Annotated in this window: 11 protein-coding genes; 6 read left to right on the forward strand and 5 right to left on the reverse strand. The window is 69.4% G+C overall.

The genetic code is table 11. From position 1 onward, the window contains the following. Window positions 1–24 precede the first annotated feature (24 nt). Window positions 25–921, reverse strand: a complete 897-nt coding sequence (locus tag U5O44_RS22835; RefSeq protein ID WP_416222235.1) for a class I SAM-dependent methyltransferase — start codon at window positions 919–921, stop codon at window positions 25–27. 93 nt (window positions 922–1,014) lie between these two features. Between U5O44_RS22835 and U5O44_RS22840 the strand changes: the two genes are divergently transcribed. Next, window positions 1,015–1,941, forward strand: coding sequence for a TolB family protein (locus tag U5O44_RS22840; protein ID WP_322590731.1), 927 nt, complete (start codon window positions 1,015–1,017; stop codon window positions 1,939–1,941). Between the two features lie 87 nt (window positions 1,942–2,028). On the opposite strand, the gene U5O44_RS22845 is transcribed toward U5O44_RS22840, so the two are convergent. Continuing rightward, complete coding sequence (locus U5O44_RS22845; RefSeq protein WP_322590732.1) at window positions 2,029–2,823, reverse strand: exodeoxyribonuclease III; 795 nt, start codon at window positions 2,821–2,823, stop codon at window positions 2,029–2,031. 39 nt (window positions 2,824–2,862) lie between these two features. On the opposite strand from U5O44_RS22845, the gene pyrE reads away from it, so the two are divergent. Together pyrE and U5O44_RS22855 are read left to right on the forward strand one after the other, a co-directional pair. Continuing rightward, the gene (gene pyrE, locus U5O44_RS22850; protein ID WP_322590733.1) at window positions 2,863–3,555 is read left to right on the forward strand and encodes an orotate phosphoribosyltransferase; all 693 of its coding nucleotides are present in this window, start codon (window positions 2,863–2,865) and stop codon (window positions 3,553–3,555) included. Next, complete coding sequence (locus U5O44_RS22855; protein ID WP_322590734.1) at window positions 3,552–4,217, forward strand: DUF4124 domain-containing protein; 666 nt, start codon at window positions 3,552–3,554, stop codon at window positions 4,215–4,217. Before pyrE ends, U5O44_RS22855 begins: the two co-directional genes overlap by 4 nt. On the opposite strand, the gene gatB is transcribed toward U5O44_RS22855, so the two are convergent. Continuing rightward, window positions 4,183–5,634 (reverse strand): Asp-tRNA(Asn)/Glu-tRNA(Gln) amidotransferase subunit GatB, encoded by a 1,452-nt coding sequence (gene gatB / locus U5O44_RS22860; RefSeq protein ID WP_322590735.1) that lies wholly within the window; start codon window positions 5,632–5,634, stop codon window positions 4,183–4,185. The two genes, U5O44_RS22855 and gatB, sit on opposite strands and share 35 nt — an antisense overlap. Window positions 5,635–5,751: 117 nt before the next feature. Here gatB and U5O44_RS22865 point away from each other — a divergent pair, with 117 nt between their 5' ends. The 3 genes from U5O44_RS22865 to U5O44_RS22875 all read left to right on the forward strand — a co-directional run bounded on the left by U5O44_RS22865 (window position 5,752) and on the right by U5O44_RS22875 (window position 11,688). Beyond that, a complete protein-coding gene (locus tag U5O44_RS22865) occupies window positions 5,752–6,255 on the forward strand; it encodes a TlpA family protein disulfide reductase (protein ID WP_322590736.1) in 504 nt (167 codons plus the stop codon). Between the two features lie 63 nt (window positions 6,256–6,318). Continuing rightward, complete coding sequence (locus U5O44_RS22870; protein WP_322590737.1) at window positions 6,319–10,929, forward strand: CHAT domain-containing protein; 4,611 nt, start codon at window positions 6,319–6,321, stop codon at window positions 10,927–10,929. 27 nt (window positions 10,930–10,956) lie between these two features. Beyond that, on the forward strand, window positions 10,957–11,688 hold the full coding sequence (locus U5O44_RS22875) for a TRAFs-binding domain-containing protein (protein ID WP_322590738.1): 732 nt from the start codon (window positions 10,957–10,959) through the stop codon (window positions 11,686–11,688). On the opposite strand, the gene U5O44_RS22880 is transcribed toward U5O44_RS22875, so the two are convergent. Next, window positions 11,685–12,401, reverse strand: a complete 717-nt coding sequence (locus U5O44_RS22880) for a DUF4197 domain-containing protein (protein ID WP_322590739.1) — start codon at window positions 12,399–12,401, stop codon at window positions 11,685–11,687. The two genes, U5O44_RS22875 and U5O44_RS22880, sit on opposite strands and share 4 nt — an antisense overlap. Then, window positions 12,398–13,621 (reverse strand): 6-phosphofructokinase, encoded by a 1,224-nt coding sequence (locus tag U5O44_RS22885; protein ID WP_322590740.1) that lies wholly within the window; start codon window positions 13,619–13,621, stop codon window positions 12,398–12,400. Before U5O44_RS22885 ends, U5O44_RS22880 begins: the two co-directional genes overlap by 4 nt. Between the last annotated feature and the right edge of the window lie 126 nt (window positions 13,622–13,747).

Consider the following 13,747-nt stretch of genomic DNA (forward strand, 5'->3'; position numbering starts at 1 on the left):
ACAGCTGCGCTGACCGCGCAGGCGTCAGGCCAGGGCGGGTGCCCGGTAGACCAGCACCTTCAGGGAGCGCTCGGCCGACACATCCGCGAAGGCCGGCGGATTCGGCAGGCGCTGCACCAGCGTCAGCTCGGGCGCCAGGGCCTGCATCGGCTCGGTGAGGAAGTCGGGGCCGAGTTCCGGCGCGTTCAGGCACAGCAGCGCGTGACCGCCGGGCGCGAGCAGGTCCGGCAGGCGCCGCATCAGCCGCGCGTAGTCCTTGCCCGCCACGAAGCTGCCCTTCTGGTAGCTGGGCGGATCGACGACGACGAGGTCGTAGGGGCCGCTGCGGTTGATCTTGCCCCAGGAGCTGAAGATGTCGTGCGGCAGGAAACTCGCGCCGTCGGCCACGCCGTTGAGGCGGTGGTTCTGCTGGCCGATGGCGAGCGCGCCGTGGCTCATGTCCACATTGACCACCTGGCGCGCCCCCGCCTGCAGCGCCACCACCGAAAACGCGCAGGTGTAGGCGAACAGGTTCAGCACCTTCAGGCGCGGCGTCTGCGCCGCCAGCGCCCGCACCCAGCGGCGCCCTTCCGCCATGTCAAGGAACAGGCCGTGGTTCTGGCCGCGCAGCACGTGGACGAGGTAGCGCGTGCCGTCCTCGCTCACCGCGTGTGGCTCGGGCACGCGGCCGGCCATCAGCCGCGTCTCGGCGCGGCCCGCGTGGCGCGTCTGGAAGACCCAGTTCAGCGGCTGTCCCGGCGCCAGTTCTGCCCAGCGGGCGGTGAGTGCCGTGCCAATGGTGGCCACTTCCTCGTCGGGCACCGGCTGGAAGCTGGTCAGCACCCAGACGGGTGGGTAGAAATCGAGCGTCCAGTGTTCGCAGCCGGCGTGCAGGCCGCCGCGGCCGTGGAAGAGGCGTGTGGCGTCGGTGGGCAAGGGCATCGACGCAAGGGTGTTGAGCAGGGGAGTCACGGGCGGATTCTGGCACCGGGTCTGCGAGACTGGCGGCCTCACCTGTCCACGAAGGCCCGCCCCATGCAGGACCAGCCCCACGACCTCATCGGCACCCCGGCGTTTGTCCCCGGCCGCCAGCGCGCGCAGCTCACCATCGCCGACCGCCACGGACGCCACCGCCGCGTCGTGCTGGAGACCGGGCACCTGATCGAGGCGCCGAACTGGTCGCCGGACGGGCAGTGGCTGCTGTTCAACAGCGAGGGCGCGCTGTTCCGGGTCCGCGCCGATGGCACTTCGGTGGCGCCGGAGCGCCTTGACACGGGCGCGCACGCCCCCGCCAACAACGACCATGTGCTCTCGCCGGACGGGCGCACGGTGTATGTCTCGACCGATGACGGGCGCCTGCTGGCCGTGCCGTTCGAGGGCGGCGTGCCGCGGCGGGTGTCCAGCGAGGCGCTGGTCGAGACGGGATTGCGCTACTACCTGCACGGCGTCTCGCCCGATGGCGCGCTGCTCGCGTACGTGGGCCTGCGTGCCTCTGCCGAGGGTCTCGGCTACGACTACAGCCTGTGCACCGTGCCCGCGCACGGGGGCGAAGACCGGGTGCTGCTGCGGCCGGGCGTGCCGGTCGATGGCCCGGAGTATTCGCCCGACGGCGCGTGGATCTACTTCAACGGCGAGATCGGCGCGCACACGCCCGGCCACTCGCAACTGTTCCGCATGCGCCCGGACGGCCAGGGCGTCGAGCAGCTGACCCACGACGCGCGCGTCAACTGGTTCCCGCACCTGTCACCGGACGGCCGCTGGATGCTCTACCTGAGCTACCCGCCCGGCACGCTCGGGCACCCGGCGAACCGGGCGGTCATCCTGCGCCTCGCGCCCGCCGAGGGCGGAGCGGCGACCGATCTGGTTCATCTGCTCGGCGGGCAGGGGACGCTCAACGTGAATGGATGGGCGCCGGACAGCGAGCGGTTTGCGTATGTGGCGTATCCGCCAAACAGCACCTGAACATGTCCATGGGCATGGGCGCCGTGGTCGCCACGGTAGCGACGCAATTCACCAGCGGCGGGCGGGGAGGATGTCAAGGATCGATCCTCACAGCGCCAAGTCGTACTCCACCGTCAACGGCGCATGGTCACTGAACCACTGCCCCTTGTAGATCGACGCTGACCGCGCCAGCGCCGCCAGCCCCGGCGTCGCGAGGTGGTAGTCGATCCGCCAGCCCACGTTCTTCGCGCGCGCCTGCCCGCGGTTGCTCCACCACGTATAGCAGGCGTCGGTCGTGTCGGGGTGCAGCCGCCGGTGGACATCGACCAGTCCGCCCTCGGCCGGGTCGAGCAGCCGCGTCATCCACGCCCGCTCCTCGGGCAGGAACCCCGAGTGCTTCAGGTTGCCCTTCCAGTTCTTCAGGTCGGCTTCCCGGTGCGCGATGTTGATGTCGCCCACCAGGATGAACTCGCGTTCGGCCTTCAGCGCCATCAAGTGCGGATAGATCGCGTCGATGAAGCGGAACTTGGCCTGCTGGCGTTCGTCGCCGGAGGAGCCGCTGGGGAAGTAGCAGCTGATGATCGACAGCCGACGCTCGGGCGTGTCGTGGCGGACTTCCACATAGCGGCCCTCGTCGTCGAACTCCGGGATGCCCAGGCCGGTGATGACCTCGGTCGGGGTGTGCCGGGTGTACATCCCTACCCCGGAATAGCCCTTTTTCTGCGCAAAATGAAAATGTCCATGCATGCCGTCCAGCACAGTGAGCGATGGGCTCAGATCCTGAGCCTGGGCTTTCACTTCCTGCACCCCCATACAATCGACCTGCACGGATTCGACCCACTCCAGCAGGCCCTTGCTGGCCGCTGAGCGGATGCCGTTGAGGTTGAGGCTGACCAGTCGCATCACCAGACCCTTTTGATCGTCAATCTTTCGTCCACGCAGATGACCCAAGACGCAAGCTCCCCCCGCACCGACGCTCTTGCCCAGGAATTCGTGGCCTTCGCGGTCGATGCCGGCGTGTTGCGCTTCGGCGAGTTCAAGACCAAGGCGGGGCGGCTGTCGCCCTACTTCTTCAATGCCGGTCTGTTCGATGACGGCGCCAAGCTGGGCCGTCTGGCGCAATTCTATGCACAGCGGCTGCTGGCCTCGGGCGTCGAGTTCGACATGCTCTTCGGCCCCGCCTACAAGGGCATCACGCTGGCCGCCGCCGTCTCGATCGAGCTGGCGCGCCTCGGCAAGAACGTGCCCTACGCCTACAACCGCAAGGAAGCCAAGGACCACGGCGAGGGCGGCACGCTGGTCGGCGCCCCGGTGCAGGGCCGCGTGCTCATCATCGACGACGTGATCTCGGCTGGCACCTCGGTGCGCGAGTCGATCGCCATGATCCGGGCGGCGGGCGCGACGCCGTGCGCGGTGACGATCGCGCTGGACCGCCAGGAAAAGGCCAGCGAACACGGCGTCGATGCGCCGCATTCCGCCGTGCAGTACGTGCAGCGCGAACTCGGGCTGTCGGTGGTGGCCATCGCCACGCTGACCGATCTGCTGGCGTATCTGCAGGGCCAGAGCGACCCGCGCCTGAGCAGCAGCCTGCCGGCGGTGCAGGCCTACCGCGAGCGCTACGGAGTCCAGCCGTGAACCCGGCCCGCGCGGCACAGACGGCGCTGGCCGGGTTGGCCGGGCTGGGCCTGCTGCCGGCTGCGCTGGCGGCCAACATCTACACCTGCGTCAACGCCAAGGGCCAGCGCATCACCTCGGACCGCCCGATCGCGGAATGCCTCGACCGTGCGCAGGAGCTGCGCAACTCGGATGGCTCCGTGCGCAAGGTGGTGCCACCGTCGATGACCGCGGAGGAGCGTGCGGCCCACGAGGATCGGCTGCGGCGGGAGATGGCCGCGGAGGCGATGCGCCGCGATGCGATCCGGCTGGACCGCAACCTGCTGGGCCGCTATCCCGACGAGGCCCGCCACCAGCGGGCCCGCCGCGCGGCGCTGGAGCCATTGAATACCGCCCTCTCCGCCACCGAACGCCGCCTCGCCGAGCTGGAGCATGAGCGCCGGCGGCTGCAGGACGAAGCCGAGTTCTACAAGGGCCGCGACCTGCCGCGCGAGCTGAAGATCAAGTTCGGCAACAACCAGGCCGCGCTGCAGGCCCAGCAGGACGCGGCCCAGAACCACCAGGCCGAGATCAACCGCATCAACGCCACCTACGACCAGGAGCTGGCGCGCCTGAAGCGGCTGTGGGCGGGGGCGGCGCCCGGTTCGGTCAGCCTGCCAGCTTCTGCTTCAGCAGCGCGTTGACCTGGGCCGGGTTGGCCTTGCCCTTGGTGGCCTTCATCGCCTGGCCGACCAGCGCGCCGAAGGCCTTTTCCTTGCCCGCCCGGTAGTCTTCGACTGACTTGGCGTTGGCGGCCAGCACCTCGTCGAGGATCTTCTCCAGCGCGCCGCTGTCGTTCATCTGCCGCAGGCCCTTGGCCTCGATCACGGCGTCCACGTCCGAGCCTTCGCCGGTCCATAGCGCCTCGAACACCTGGCGGGCGGCATTGTTCGAGAGGGTGCCGTCCTGGATGCGGCCGATCAGCGTGCCGAGGGTGGCGGGGGCCACCGGCGCCGAGGCGATGTCGCCGCCGTCGGTGTTCAGGCGCTTGCTGATCTCGCCCATGATCCAGTTGGCGACCAGCTTGGGCTGTCCGCAGACGGCGTGGGCCGCGTCGAAATAGGCAGCGGTGGCGCGGCTGGTGGTCATCATCGCGGCGTCGTAGGCGGGCAGCCCCAGCTCGCGCTGCAGACGGGCGGCCAGCGCGCCGGGCAGCTCGGGCATCTCGCTGCGCACGCGCTCCACCCACTCCGGCGCGATCACCAGCGGCGGCAGGTCCGGGTCGGGGAAATAGCGGTAGTCGTGTGCGTCTTCCTTGGTGCGCATCATCCGGGTCTCGCCGGTGTCCGGGTCGAACAGCACGGTGGCCTGCACGATCTCGACGCCGTCCTCGATCTGGTCGATCTGCCACTGGATCTCGTAGTCGATCGCCTGCTGCAGGAAGCGGAAGCTGTTGAGGTTCTTGATCTCGCGGCGGGTGCCGAAGGGCTGGCCCGGGCGGCGCACCGAGACGTTGGCGTCGCAGCGGAAGGAGCCCTCCTGCATGTTGCCGTCGCACATGCCCAGCCACACCACCAGCGTGTGCAGCGCCTTGGCGTACTCGACCGCCTGCTTCGACGAGCGCAGCTCCGGCTCGGTGACGATCTCCAGCAGCGGCGTGCCGGCGCGGTTCAGGTCGATGCCGGTCATGCCGTGCAGGTTTTCATGCACGGACTTGCCGGCGTCTTCCTCCAGGTGGGCGCGGGTCAGGTTGAGGCGGAACGGCTCGCCGTCGACGAAGAACTCGACCACGCCGCCCTGCACGACCGGGATCTCGTACTGGCTGATCTGGTAGCCCTTGGGCAGGTCGGGGTAGAAGTAGTTCTTGCGCGCGAAGATCGACATCGGCGCGATGGTCGCGTTCACGGCCAGCCCGAACTGGATCGCGCGCTCCACGGCGCCGCGGTTCATCACCGGCAGCACGCCGGGCAGCGCCAGGTCGACCGCGCAGGCTTGCGTGTTCGGCTCGGCGCCGAAGCGGGTCGAGGCGCCGGAGAAGATCTTCGACTGGGTCGAGAGCTGGGCGTGGGTCTCGAAGCCGATCACGACTTCGTAGCCGCGCACGAGGGGGGATGCGGTCATGGGGCGGTTTCTTCCGGACAGGCACCGCGAGGGGTGCAAAAGGCGAACGAAGGGAAATGCTACGGCATACCGGCCTTTCCCCGTTGGACAAGAGCGCTGGCATACACTTTGACCACCATGAAAACCGCCCGCATCGCCCTCGCCGCCGTGGCCATTGCCGCGCTCGCCATCGCTGCCACCTTCGCCGTGGGTGGCAAGGAGATGGCGCCCACTGTGCAGTACACGCTGCTCGACGGGACGAAGCACAGCAGCGATGCGCTGCGCGGCCAGGTGGTGCTGGTCAACTTCTGGGCGACGAGCTGCACGACCTGCGTCAAGGAAATGCCGCACCTGATCGAGACGCACCAGAAGTACAAGGACCGCGGCTTCGAGACGCTGTCGGTGGCGATGGCCTATGACCCGCCGGCCTACGTGGTGAACTTCGCCGAGACGCGCAAGCTGCCGTTCCGGGTGACGGTGGACAACACCGGCGAGATCGCCCGGCAGTTCGGCAAGGTCCAGCTCACGCCGACCACCTTCATCCTCAACAAGAAGGGCGAGATCGTCCAGCGCTACGTCGGTGAGCCGGACTTCGCGCAACTGCACGCCTTGCTGGAAAAGCTGCTGGCCGAAGCGGCGTAATCCCGCCCTTGTCGGTCTCCCGGCGGCGGCCTAGACTGCCGCCCCAACAAGGGGGAGACAGACATGTCCGACAAGAACACGCCAGAGGCTGGCAGCGCCGTGGTGCTGACGCTGCACGGGGGGAAATCCCTGGCGCCGAGCCTGCCCGCCTGCTTCACCGCTGCCCGCTCGCGCAGCAGCAGCACCGACAGCGCCGAGCCGCACGACCCGTTCCTCCCGCCCGGTTTCCTGATCCCGCGCCAGACCATCGCGCTGGGCCGCCGCACGCCGCAGCAGCGCGGCACCCCAGCGCCGACCGACACGGCCCCGACGCTGCATGTCGCACCCGACGAGCTGGTGGTCATCGAGCTGGCCCATGGCGGGCTGGTCATCACCCGTGGCGAGCGGCTGCACCCGCAGCACCTGTCCGAGGTGCTCCAGGCTGGCGGGGTGTCGCGTGGCGCGGTGTCGGACTGGGCGGGCGAGCAGATCCGCCGCATCTACACCGTCGCGCTGGGCGCCTTGCCTGCGGACGATCCGGTGGTGGAAGACCTCGGCGACAAGGTCGAGGACTGGCTGCTGGACAAGGTGGCCGCCCCGCTGGCGCGCAAGGGCGTCGCGGGGGTCGTCTGGGCGATCGAGCGGCGGCTGACCGGCCTGTGCGGACTGCGGCGCTGGCACCGGGACGGGATGCGCAACTGGTCCGACGAAGGGGTGGAACGCGGTCAGAAGCCGATGCTGGTGTTCCTCCACGATCTCGCCTCCGACACGCTGGGCAGCTTCGGCGCCCTGCAAGGCAGCGAGACGCTGGGCGCGCTGGAGCGGCAGTTCCCCGGCGGTGTCTACGGCTTCGAGCACCGCACGCTGTCGTGCAGCCCGGTCGTGAACGCCACCGAGCTGGTGAAGGCATTGCCGCAGGGCGCGCACGTCAGCCTCGTGACGCTGGGCCGGGGCGGGCTGGTGGGCGATCTGCTGTGTGTGACCGACTTCGCCAGCACAGGCCATCTGCCCGAGGCGCAGCGGGCCGAGCTGGACCGGCTCGCCGCCGTGCTGCGGGAGCGGAAGATCACCGTGCAACGCTACCTGCGCGTGGCGAGTCCGTCCGACGGCACGGCGCTGCTGGGCGAGTCGCTGGACCTGTTCCTCTCGGGCGTGCTGTCGGTGGTGGAATCGGGCGTGGGGCTGGTGGCCGATCCGCTGACGCAGACGGTCTGCTCGGCGTTCCAGCGCACCGTGCTGGAGATGGTGCGGCTGCGCGCCGACGCCAGCGCAATCCCCGGTCTGGCCGATCTGCTGCCCGATGGGCCGCTGGGCCGCTTCCTGCGCGATGCCTCGGTGCAGGCAGGGGTGCAGATGGCCGTCATCGCGGGTGATACCGACGACGACGACGGCTGGCGGCGCCGCATGGGGCTGTGGCTGCTGGACAAGGTGCTGATCGGCTCGCCGTACCACGACCTCGTGGTGGACACGCCTTCGATGCTGGGCGGGATCGCGGCCAAGGTCGAGCCTCCCGTGCGTGTCCGGCTGGATGCCCGCGAAGAGGTGAGCCACTTCCGCTACTTCCAGCATCCGTCGCATGTGCAGGCGCTGAAGGATTGGCTGTGTGCGCCGCGCGCGGAGGCGCTGGCGGCGTTGCCGGGGTTCGACACGCTGGAGGCCGTGCAGAAGAAGCTGCGACCGGCGGAACCCGGCGAAGCACCCGCCAGCGCCGCGCTCACGCGCCATGCGTCCAGCGCCGTCCAGTCTCCCCGTGCGGCGCGGACACGCCGTGCTCCGCGCAGCACCCTGCGCCGCAAGCTGGAGGTCTCCGTCCACGCCGCCGACCTGCGTTTCCGGCCGGGCGTGCTGATGGTCGGCCACTACGAGCAGGATCCGATCGCCGGTCCGCAGGCGGTGCTGGACCGCGAGCTGCTGCAGGGGCTGCTGGCCGAGCGCCACAGCCTGGGCCTGTATCCGGGGCCGATCGGCTCGGCGCTGGCGGTGCTGCCCGAAGGCGGTGGCACGCAGCGCGGCGCGGTCATCGTCGGCCTGGGGCGCTTCGAGAAACCGCTGACCCGCGACGGGCTGACCGAGGCGGTGATGGCCGGCGTGCTGCGCTACCTGCTGCAGGTGGGCGACTGCCACGGTCCGGCCGCGCAGGGGCTGGCATTGAACACGCTGCTGATCGGCACCAACTCGGCGTCGAGCCTGTCGATGGGTGCGTCGGTGGAGGCGCTGGTGCGCGGTGTGCTGGAGGCCAATGCGCGCTTCCATGACACGACGCGGCAGGATCTGCGCGTGGACACGCTGCGCATTGTCGAGCTGTACCTCGACACCGCCATCACCGCCACCTACGCGCTGAACGAGTCCGGCCGCCAGCAGACACTGCGCATGGCGGCGGCGCAGCTCGACACCCAGCTCGTGAGCATCCCGACACTTCGCCACGACGAAGGCGCTCGCCCGCGCCTGTTCGACGGTGCCGCTGCGGGTGGCAACTATTGGCCGCGCCTGATGGTCACGGACGCCCGCCGCAGCGAGGATGGCGCGGCGCAGGACGACCCACCGAAGCCAACGACCACCTCGACACAACCCACCGCCGTGGCCACACGGCTGCGCTACCTGCACCTCGGCCAGCGCGCCCGTATCGAGACGGTGGAGCATCAGCGCCAGCCGGGCTTGGTCGAGCAGCTCGTGCGCCAGCAGATCAAGGACAACCGCTGGAACCCGGACGCTGGCCGTGCGCTGTTCCAACTGATGGTGCCGCACGCCCTGAAGGACACGCTGCGCCACTTCCAGCAGCTGGTGGTGGTGGTCGATGCGCAGACCGCCAACATGCCCTGGGAGCTGGTGGCGGCGGACGATCCGGGGCGTGCTGGCGCGGCGCCGCGTGCGCTGGCGTTGTGCATCCCGCTGGTGCGACAACTGGTCACGGCCGAGTACCGCCAACAGCTGCGCCAGTCCACGGGCCGGGCGGCGCTGGTGATCGGCAATCCGGCGCTGGACGGGTTCAGCGAACACTTCGTGAACGAGAAGGACGATCCGCTCGGGCAGCCCCCAGATCTTGCGGGTGCCGCAGACGAGGCCGTCGCCGTGGCCGCCGTGCTGCAGGCGCATGGCCACGACGTGACCTTGCTGGCCGACGACGACCCGCCGACCCGCGCCGCCGACGTGCTGAAGGCGCTGTACCGCCAGCCGTGGCGCATCCTGCATGTGTGCGCGCACGGCGGATTCGCGCTGCGCACGGTGGACAAGGTGGAGCTGACGGGCGTGCTGCTGTCGGATGGTGCGGTGATCACCGCCGCCGAGATCGAGGCGATGGAGATGGTGCCGGAGCTGGTGTTCCTGAACTGCTGCCACCTCGGGCAGATGAGCGCGCCGGTGCGGGCAGGCAGCGTGCAGCGGCTGGCGGCGAGTCTCGCGCAGGAGCTGATCCGGGTGGGTGTGCGCTGCGTGGTGGTGGCGGGCTGGGCGGTGGGGGACTGGCCGGCGCAGCGGTTCGGTGAGGTCTTCTACGACAAGCTGCTCGGATCGGAAGGACTGGACTTCGGCCATGCGGTGTTCGAGGCGCGCAAGGCCGCGCAGGATGCGGCGCCGCAGGACATCACCTGGGGGGCGTACCAGGCGTATGGGGATCCGGGGTGGCGGGCGAATCCGCAGGGGTCGGGTGGCGGCCCGCGCCCCGACCACCGTTTCGTGACGCCGGACGAGCTGCTGGACAAGCTGGCGCAGTTGCGGGTGGAGGCGACGCAGCTGGCCAAGCGCCATGCCAGCACGGCGGCTGACCAGCGGGCGCAATGGGTGCGGATCGACGCCTTGCTGACCGAGCGGTGTCCTGAAGGCCACGACTGGCTGACCCAACCTGCAGTGCAGGCGGCTGTCGGATCCGCCTGGTACGGTCTGTCCAACTTCGAGGAGGCCATTGTGCTGCTCAAGCAGGCCATTCAGGGCGAGCAGAAGAAAGGGACCGTGCCGATCCGCGCGATCGAGTTGCTGTCCAACGCGCTGACACGCAACGCCCAAGTCAGTGCAGACACCGGCTTGCTGGACAAGGCGGAGGAACAGCTGCAGGAGGCGCTGCAGTGGCTTGTGCGGCTGGACCAGCTGGCGGGTTTGACGACCAGCGAACGCCATTCACTGCGGGGCAGCGCGCACAAGCGCCGGGCCGATGTGCTGGCCCGGCGCTGGGCAGTGGCCAAGGCCAGCAAGGTGCGCCGCCCGCGGCTGATGCGCACGCTAGGTGAACTGCGTGAGGCGGTGGAGGCGGCCATCGCTTCCTATGAGGCCAGCGGCACAGGCCCTTATCCCCAGCTCAATGCACTGGCGTTGCAGGCACTGATTTGCACAGACACCGAAGCCGACGGGCTGATCGAGCGCGCCCGCCGTTGCGGTGCCGAGGCACAGACCAAGGCCAATGCCCAAGGTGCGGAGATCTGGGACCGTCTGATGCCTGCGGAAGCCGAGCTGGTGGCGTGGCTGCTGATGCCCGACGCCAGTGCTGAGGCCGTCGCACAAGCCAGGAAGACACGGGCGACGTACAGCGCAGTGCTGGAGCACCACGTTCTCAATCCTGTGGAACGTGACTCGGTGCTCAGCCAGCTGGATCTGCTGATGCGGCTGGCACAGGCATTCACGCGCCCGTTGGCAGAACGCTTGAAGGTGGTACATGAGTGGGTGGTCTGTGGTGTAAAACACGGTGGCGCACCCTGTCCACGGTGACCGCCACGGCCTGAAGGAGAACCTGCCATGTCCACAGCCCCCCGCACGACTGTCGATGTCGAGACTGCCGAGGCCAGCACCCTGGTCGATCTGCTGCTGTCGCACCGCGCCGTGAAGGACCACGCGGCGATGGTCGATCTGGTGGCGCGCCTGCCCGAGCCTGTCGCGCAGACCCGCCTGGTGCAGGAGCAACTCGGCTTCGCGCTCAACCGACTGGGCCGCCGCGACGAGGCCGAGGCGGTGCTGCAGGCCGTCATCGCCCGCCACGGACCCAGCGGCGAATCGAACGGGTTGCTGGGCCGCATCTACAAGGACCGCTGGGAAGGGGCCGTGCAGGCGGGTGACGCGGGCGCCGCACGGTGGTGGCTCGACCAGGCCATCGCCACCTACCTGCAAGGCTTCGAAGCGGACTGGCGCGACGCCTACCCCGGCGTCAACGCCGTCACGCTGATGGAATTGACCACGCCACCTGACCCGCGCCGGCTGACGCTGCTGCCGGTGGTGGCGTATGCGGTTGAGCGGCGCATCGCGGCGGGCGCACCCGACTACTGGGACCACGCGACATTGCTGGAGCTGGCCGTTCTGCGCGACGATGAAGCCGCTGCCGCCCGGCACCTGGCCGACGCGCTGGCCGCGGTACGCGAGCCATGGGAGCCGCAGACCACGGCGCGCAATCTGGGGCTGATCCGCGCCGCACGGGCTGCACGAGGCCTGGTGCAGGACTGGCTCGACGCGGCCGAAGCCGCGCTGCGCCGTTAGCCTTTCAGCGCCCCGAACACCGACTGCAGGATCTTGCTCCCCGTCCCGATCGGATCCTGCCGTATCTTCTTCTCTTCTTCGCCGATCATCAGGTAAAGCCCGTCCAGCGCCTTGGCCGTCACGTACTGCTGGATGCTGGCCTGCTGGTCGTTGACCAGGCCGAGCGCCTTGGCCTTGCTGGCGATGGCGTTGTACTTCTGGGCCAGCGCGACCTTCTCGGTCGCCGTGGTGACGATCGGCAGGAACTTCTCGCCCATCGGCGTGCGGGTCTTGTCGGCGAAGAAGTCGGTCACCGAGGTCTCGCCGCCGCGCAGGATCTGCGCGGCGTCCTGCACCGACATCGACTTCACCGCGTTCACCAGCAGCGGCTTGGCGGCGGGCACGGCCTGTTCGGCGGCCCGGTTCATCGCGGTTTCCAGCGCGTCGATCTTCGCGCCCTGGCCGAAGGTGCGCAGCAGCTTGGCGCCTTGCTGCAGCCACTCCGGCAGCGCGATGCGCACCAGCGGGTTGTTCAGGTAACCGCCGTCGCGCCCCAGCAGGCTCACCGCCGAGCCAGCGCCCCGCTCCAGCGCCGCCCGCAGGCCCTGCGTCGCGTCCAGTTCGCTCAGCGCCCAGCCGGGCAAGGCGGCGGTACCACCGAGCAGGAAGGCTGCGTGTTGCAGCACGCGCCGGCGGGGCAGATCAGGGGTGTGCGTGGTGTGAGAGATGTTCATTCGGGTCTCCTGTTCAGTACCTTGGCCACCGGATTCGGCCGCAACCGGAACGCATCCGGCATCCCCGAGCCCAGCAGCGGCCGCAGGTACATCCGGAACGCATCGGTCACGTCGGTGCCGCTGGCGCTGAGGAACGCGTCCTCCATCGTGCGCGTCTTGCCGGCGACGGCCTCCAGCGGCAGCAGCTCGTAGTCGGCCGCGTAGTAGCCCGCGCGCTTGATCGCCACCGAGCCATCGCGCCCGCCCCACATCGCGAACTGCACCGCCTTCTCGCCGACCTCACGCGCCTCGCGCTGGTCCACGTCGCTGACGCAGCCGATGAAGCTGCGCTGCAGGTAGCCGAAGGTGTCGCCGCGCACGCGCTTGATGCCGAGCTTGCGCTTGATCTCCTCGCACAGCAGGTCCGCCAGCGCCCCGGTGCCGGAGAGCTGCACATTGCCGTGGGCGTCGAACTCCATGTCCTTGGCCAGTGTGGTGATGACGGGCGTGCCAGCGGCGTCGTGGATGCCTTCGCTGACGGCGATGACGCAGCGGCCGAGGCGGGTGTACGTGGCCTTCACGTCCGCCAGGAACTTCTCGAGGTCGAAGGTGCGCTCCGGCACATAGATCAGGTGCGGGCCGTCGTCGTCGAACTTCTTGCCCAGCGCCGAGGCGGCGGTGAGGAAGCCGGCATGGCGGCCCATCACGACACCGACGTAGACGCCGGGCAGCGCCGCGTTGTCCAGGTTCGCCCCGGCGAAGGCCTGCGCGACAAAGCGCGCCGCGCTGGGGAAGCCGGGCGTGTGGTCGTTGCCGACCAGGTCGTTGTCGATGGTCTTGGGGATGTGGACGCAGCGCAGGTCGTAGCGCGCCGTCTGCGCCTGCTCGCTGACGATGCGCACGGTGTCGGACGAGTCGTTGCCGCCGATGTAGAAGAACTGGCCGATCTGGTGCGCCTGCAGCACCTTGAAGATCTCGCGGCAGTAGGCCTCGTCGGGCTTGTCGCGGGTCGAGCCGAGCGCGGACGAGGGGGTCGCGGCGACGAGTTCCAGGTTGTGGCTGGTCTCCTGTGTCAGGTCGACCAGGTCCTCATTGACAATGCCGCGCACGCCGTGGCGCGCGCCGTAGACACACTCCACGCCGCGGTGCCGCCGCGCTTCCAGCACGACGCCGACGAGCGACTGGTTGATGACGGCGGTCGGGCCGCCCCCTTGGGCGACCAGGATCTTGGCGGGATTCATGCAGCGGTTCTCCGGGGTGTCGGGGGTGGCAGGGCCGGGCGGGCATCGGGTCGGGAACATCCTACGCCGACTCAGCTTCTATTCACATCCGGCTGCTTTACTCGCCTCCCCATGCACCTTCTCGAC

It is taken from the genome of Sphaerotilus sp. (assembly GCF_034519685.1).
Classification (GTDB): domain Bacteria; phylum Pseudomonadota; class Gammaproteobacteria; order Burkholderiales; family Burkholderiaceae_C; genus Sphaerotilus.

What these genes read in the sequence shown, in the direction of transcription:
- U5O44_RS22835 (WP_416222235.1), bottom strand. Translation starts at nt 921, where the DNA reads ATGCCCTTGCCCACCGACGCCACACGCCTCTTCCACGGCCGCGGCGGC.
- U5O44_RS22875 (WP_322590738.1), top strand. Translation starts at nt 10,957, where the DNA reads ATGTCCACAGCCCCCCGCACGACTGTCGATGTCGAGACTGCCGAGGCC.
- pyrE (WP_322590733.1), top strand. Translation starts at nt 2,863, where the DNA reads ATGACCCAAGACGCAAGCTCCCCCCGCACCGACGCTCTTGCCCAGGAA.
- U5O44_RS22840 (WP_322590731.1), top strand. Translation starts at nt 1,015, where the DNA reads ATGCAGGACCAGCCCCACGACCTCATCGGCACCCCGGCGTTTGTCCCC.
- U5O44_RS22870 (WP_322590737.1), top strand. Translation starts at nt 6,319, where the DNA reads ATGTCCGACAAGAACACGCCAGAGGCTGGCAGCGCCGTGGTGCTGACG.
- U5O44_RS22865 (WP_322590736.1), top strand. Translation starts at nt 5,752, where the DNA reads ATGAAAACCGCCCGCATCGCCCTCGCCGCCGTGGCCATTGCCGCGCTC.
- gatB (WP_322590735.1), bottom strand. Translation starts at nt 5,634, where the DNA reads ATGACCGCATCCCCCCTCGTGCGCGGCTACGAAGTCGTGATCGGCTTC.
- U5O44_RS22845 (WP_322590732.1), bottom strand. Translation starts at nt 2,823, where the DNA reads ATGCGACTGGTCAGCCTCAACCTCAACGGCATCCGCTCAGCGGCCAGC.
- U5O44_RS22885 (WP_322590740.1), bottom strand. Translation starts at nt 13,621, where the DNA reads ATGAATCCCGCCAAGATCCTGGTCGCCCAAGGGGGCGGCCCGACCGCC.
- U5O44_RS22880 (WP_322590739.1), bottom strand. Translation starts at nt 12,401, where the DNA reads ATGAACATCTCTCACACCACGCACACCCCTGATCTGCCCCGCCGGCGC.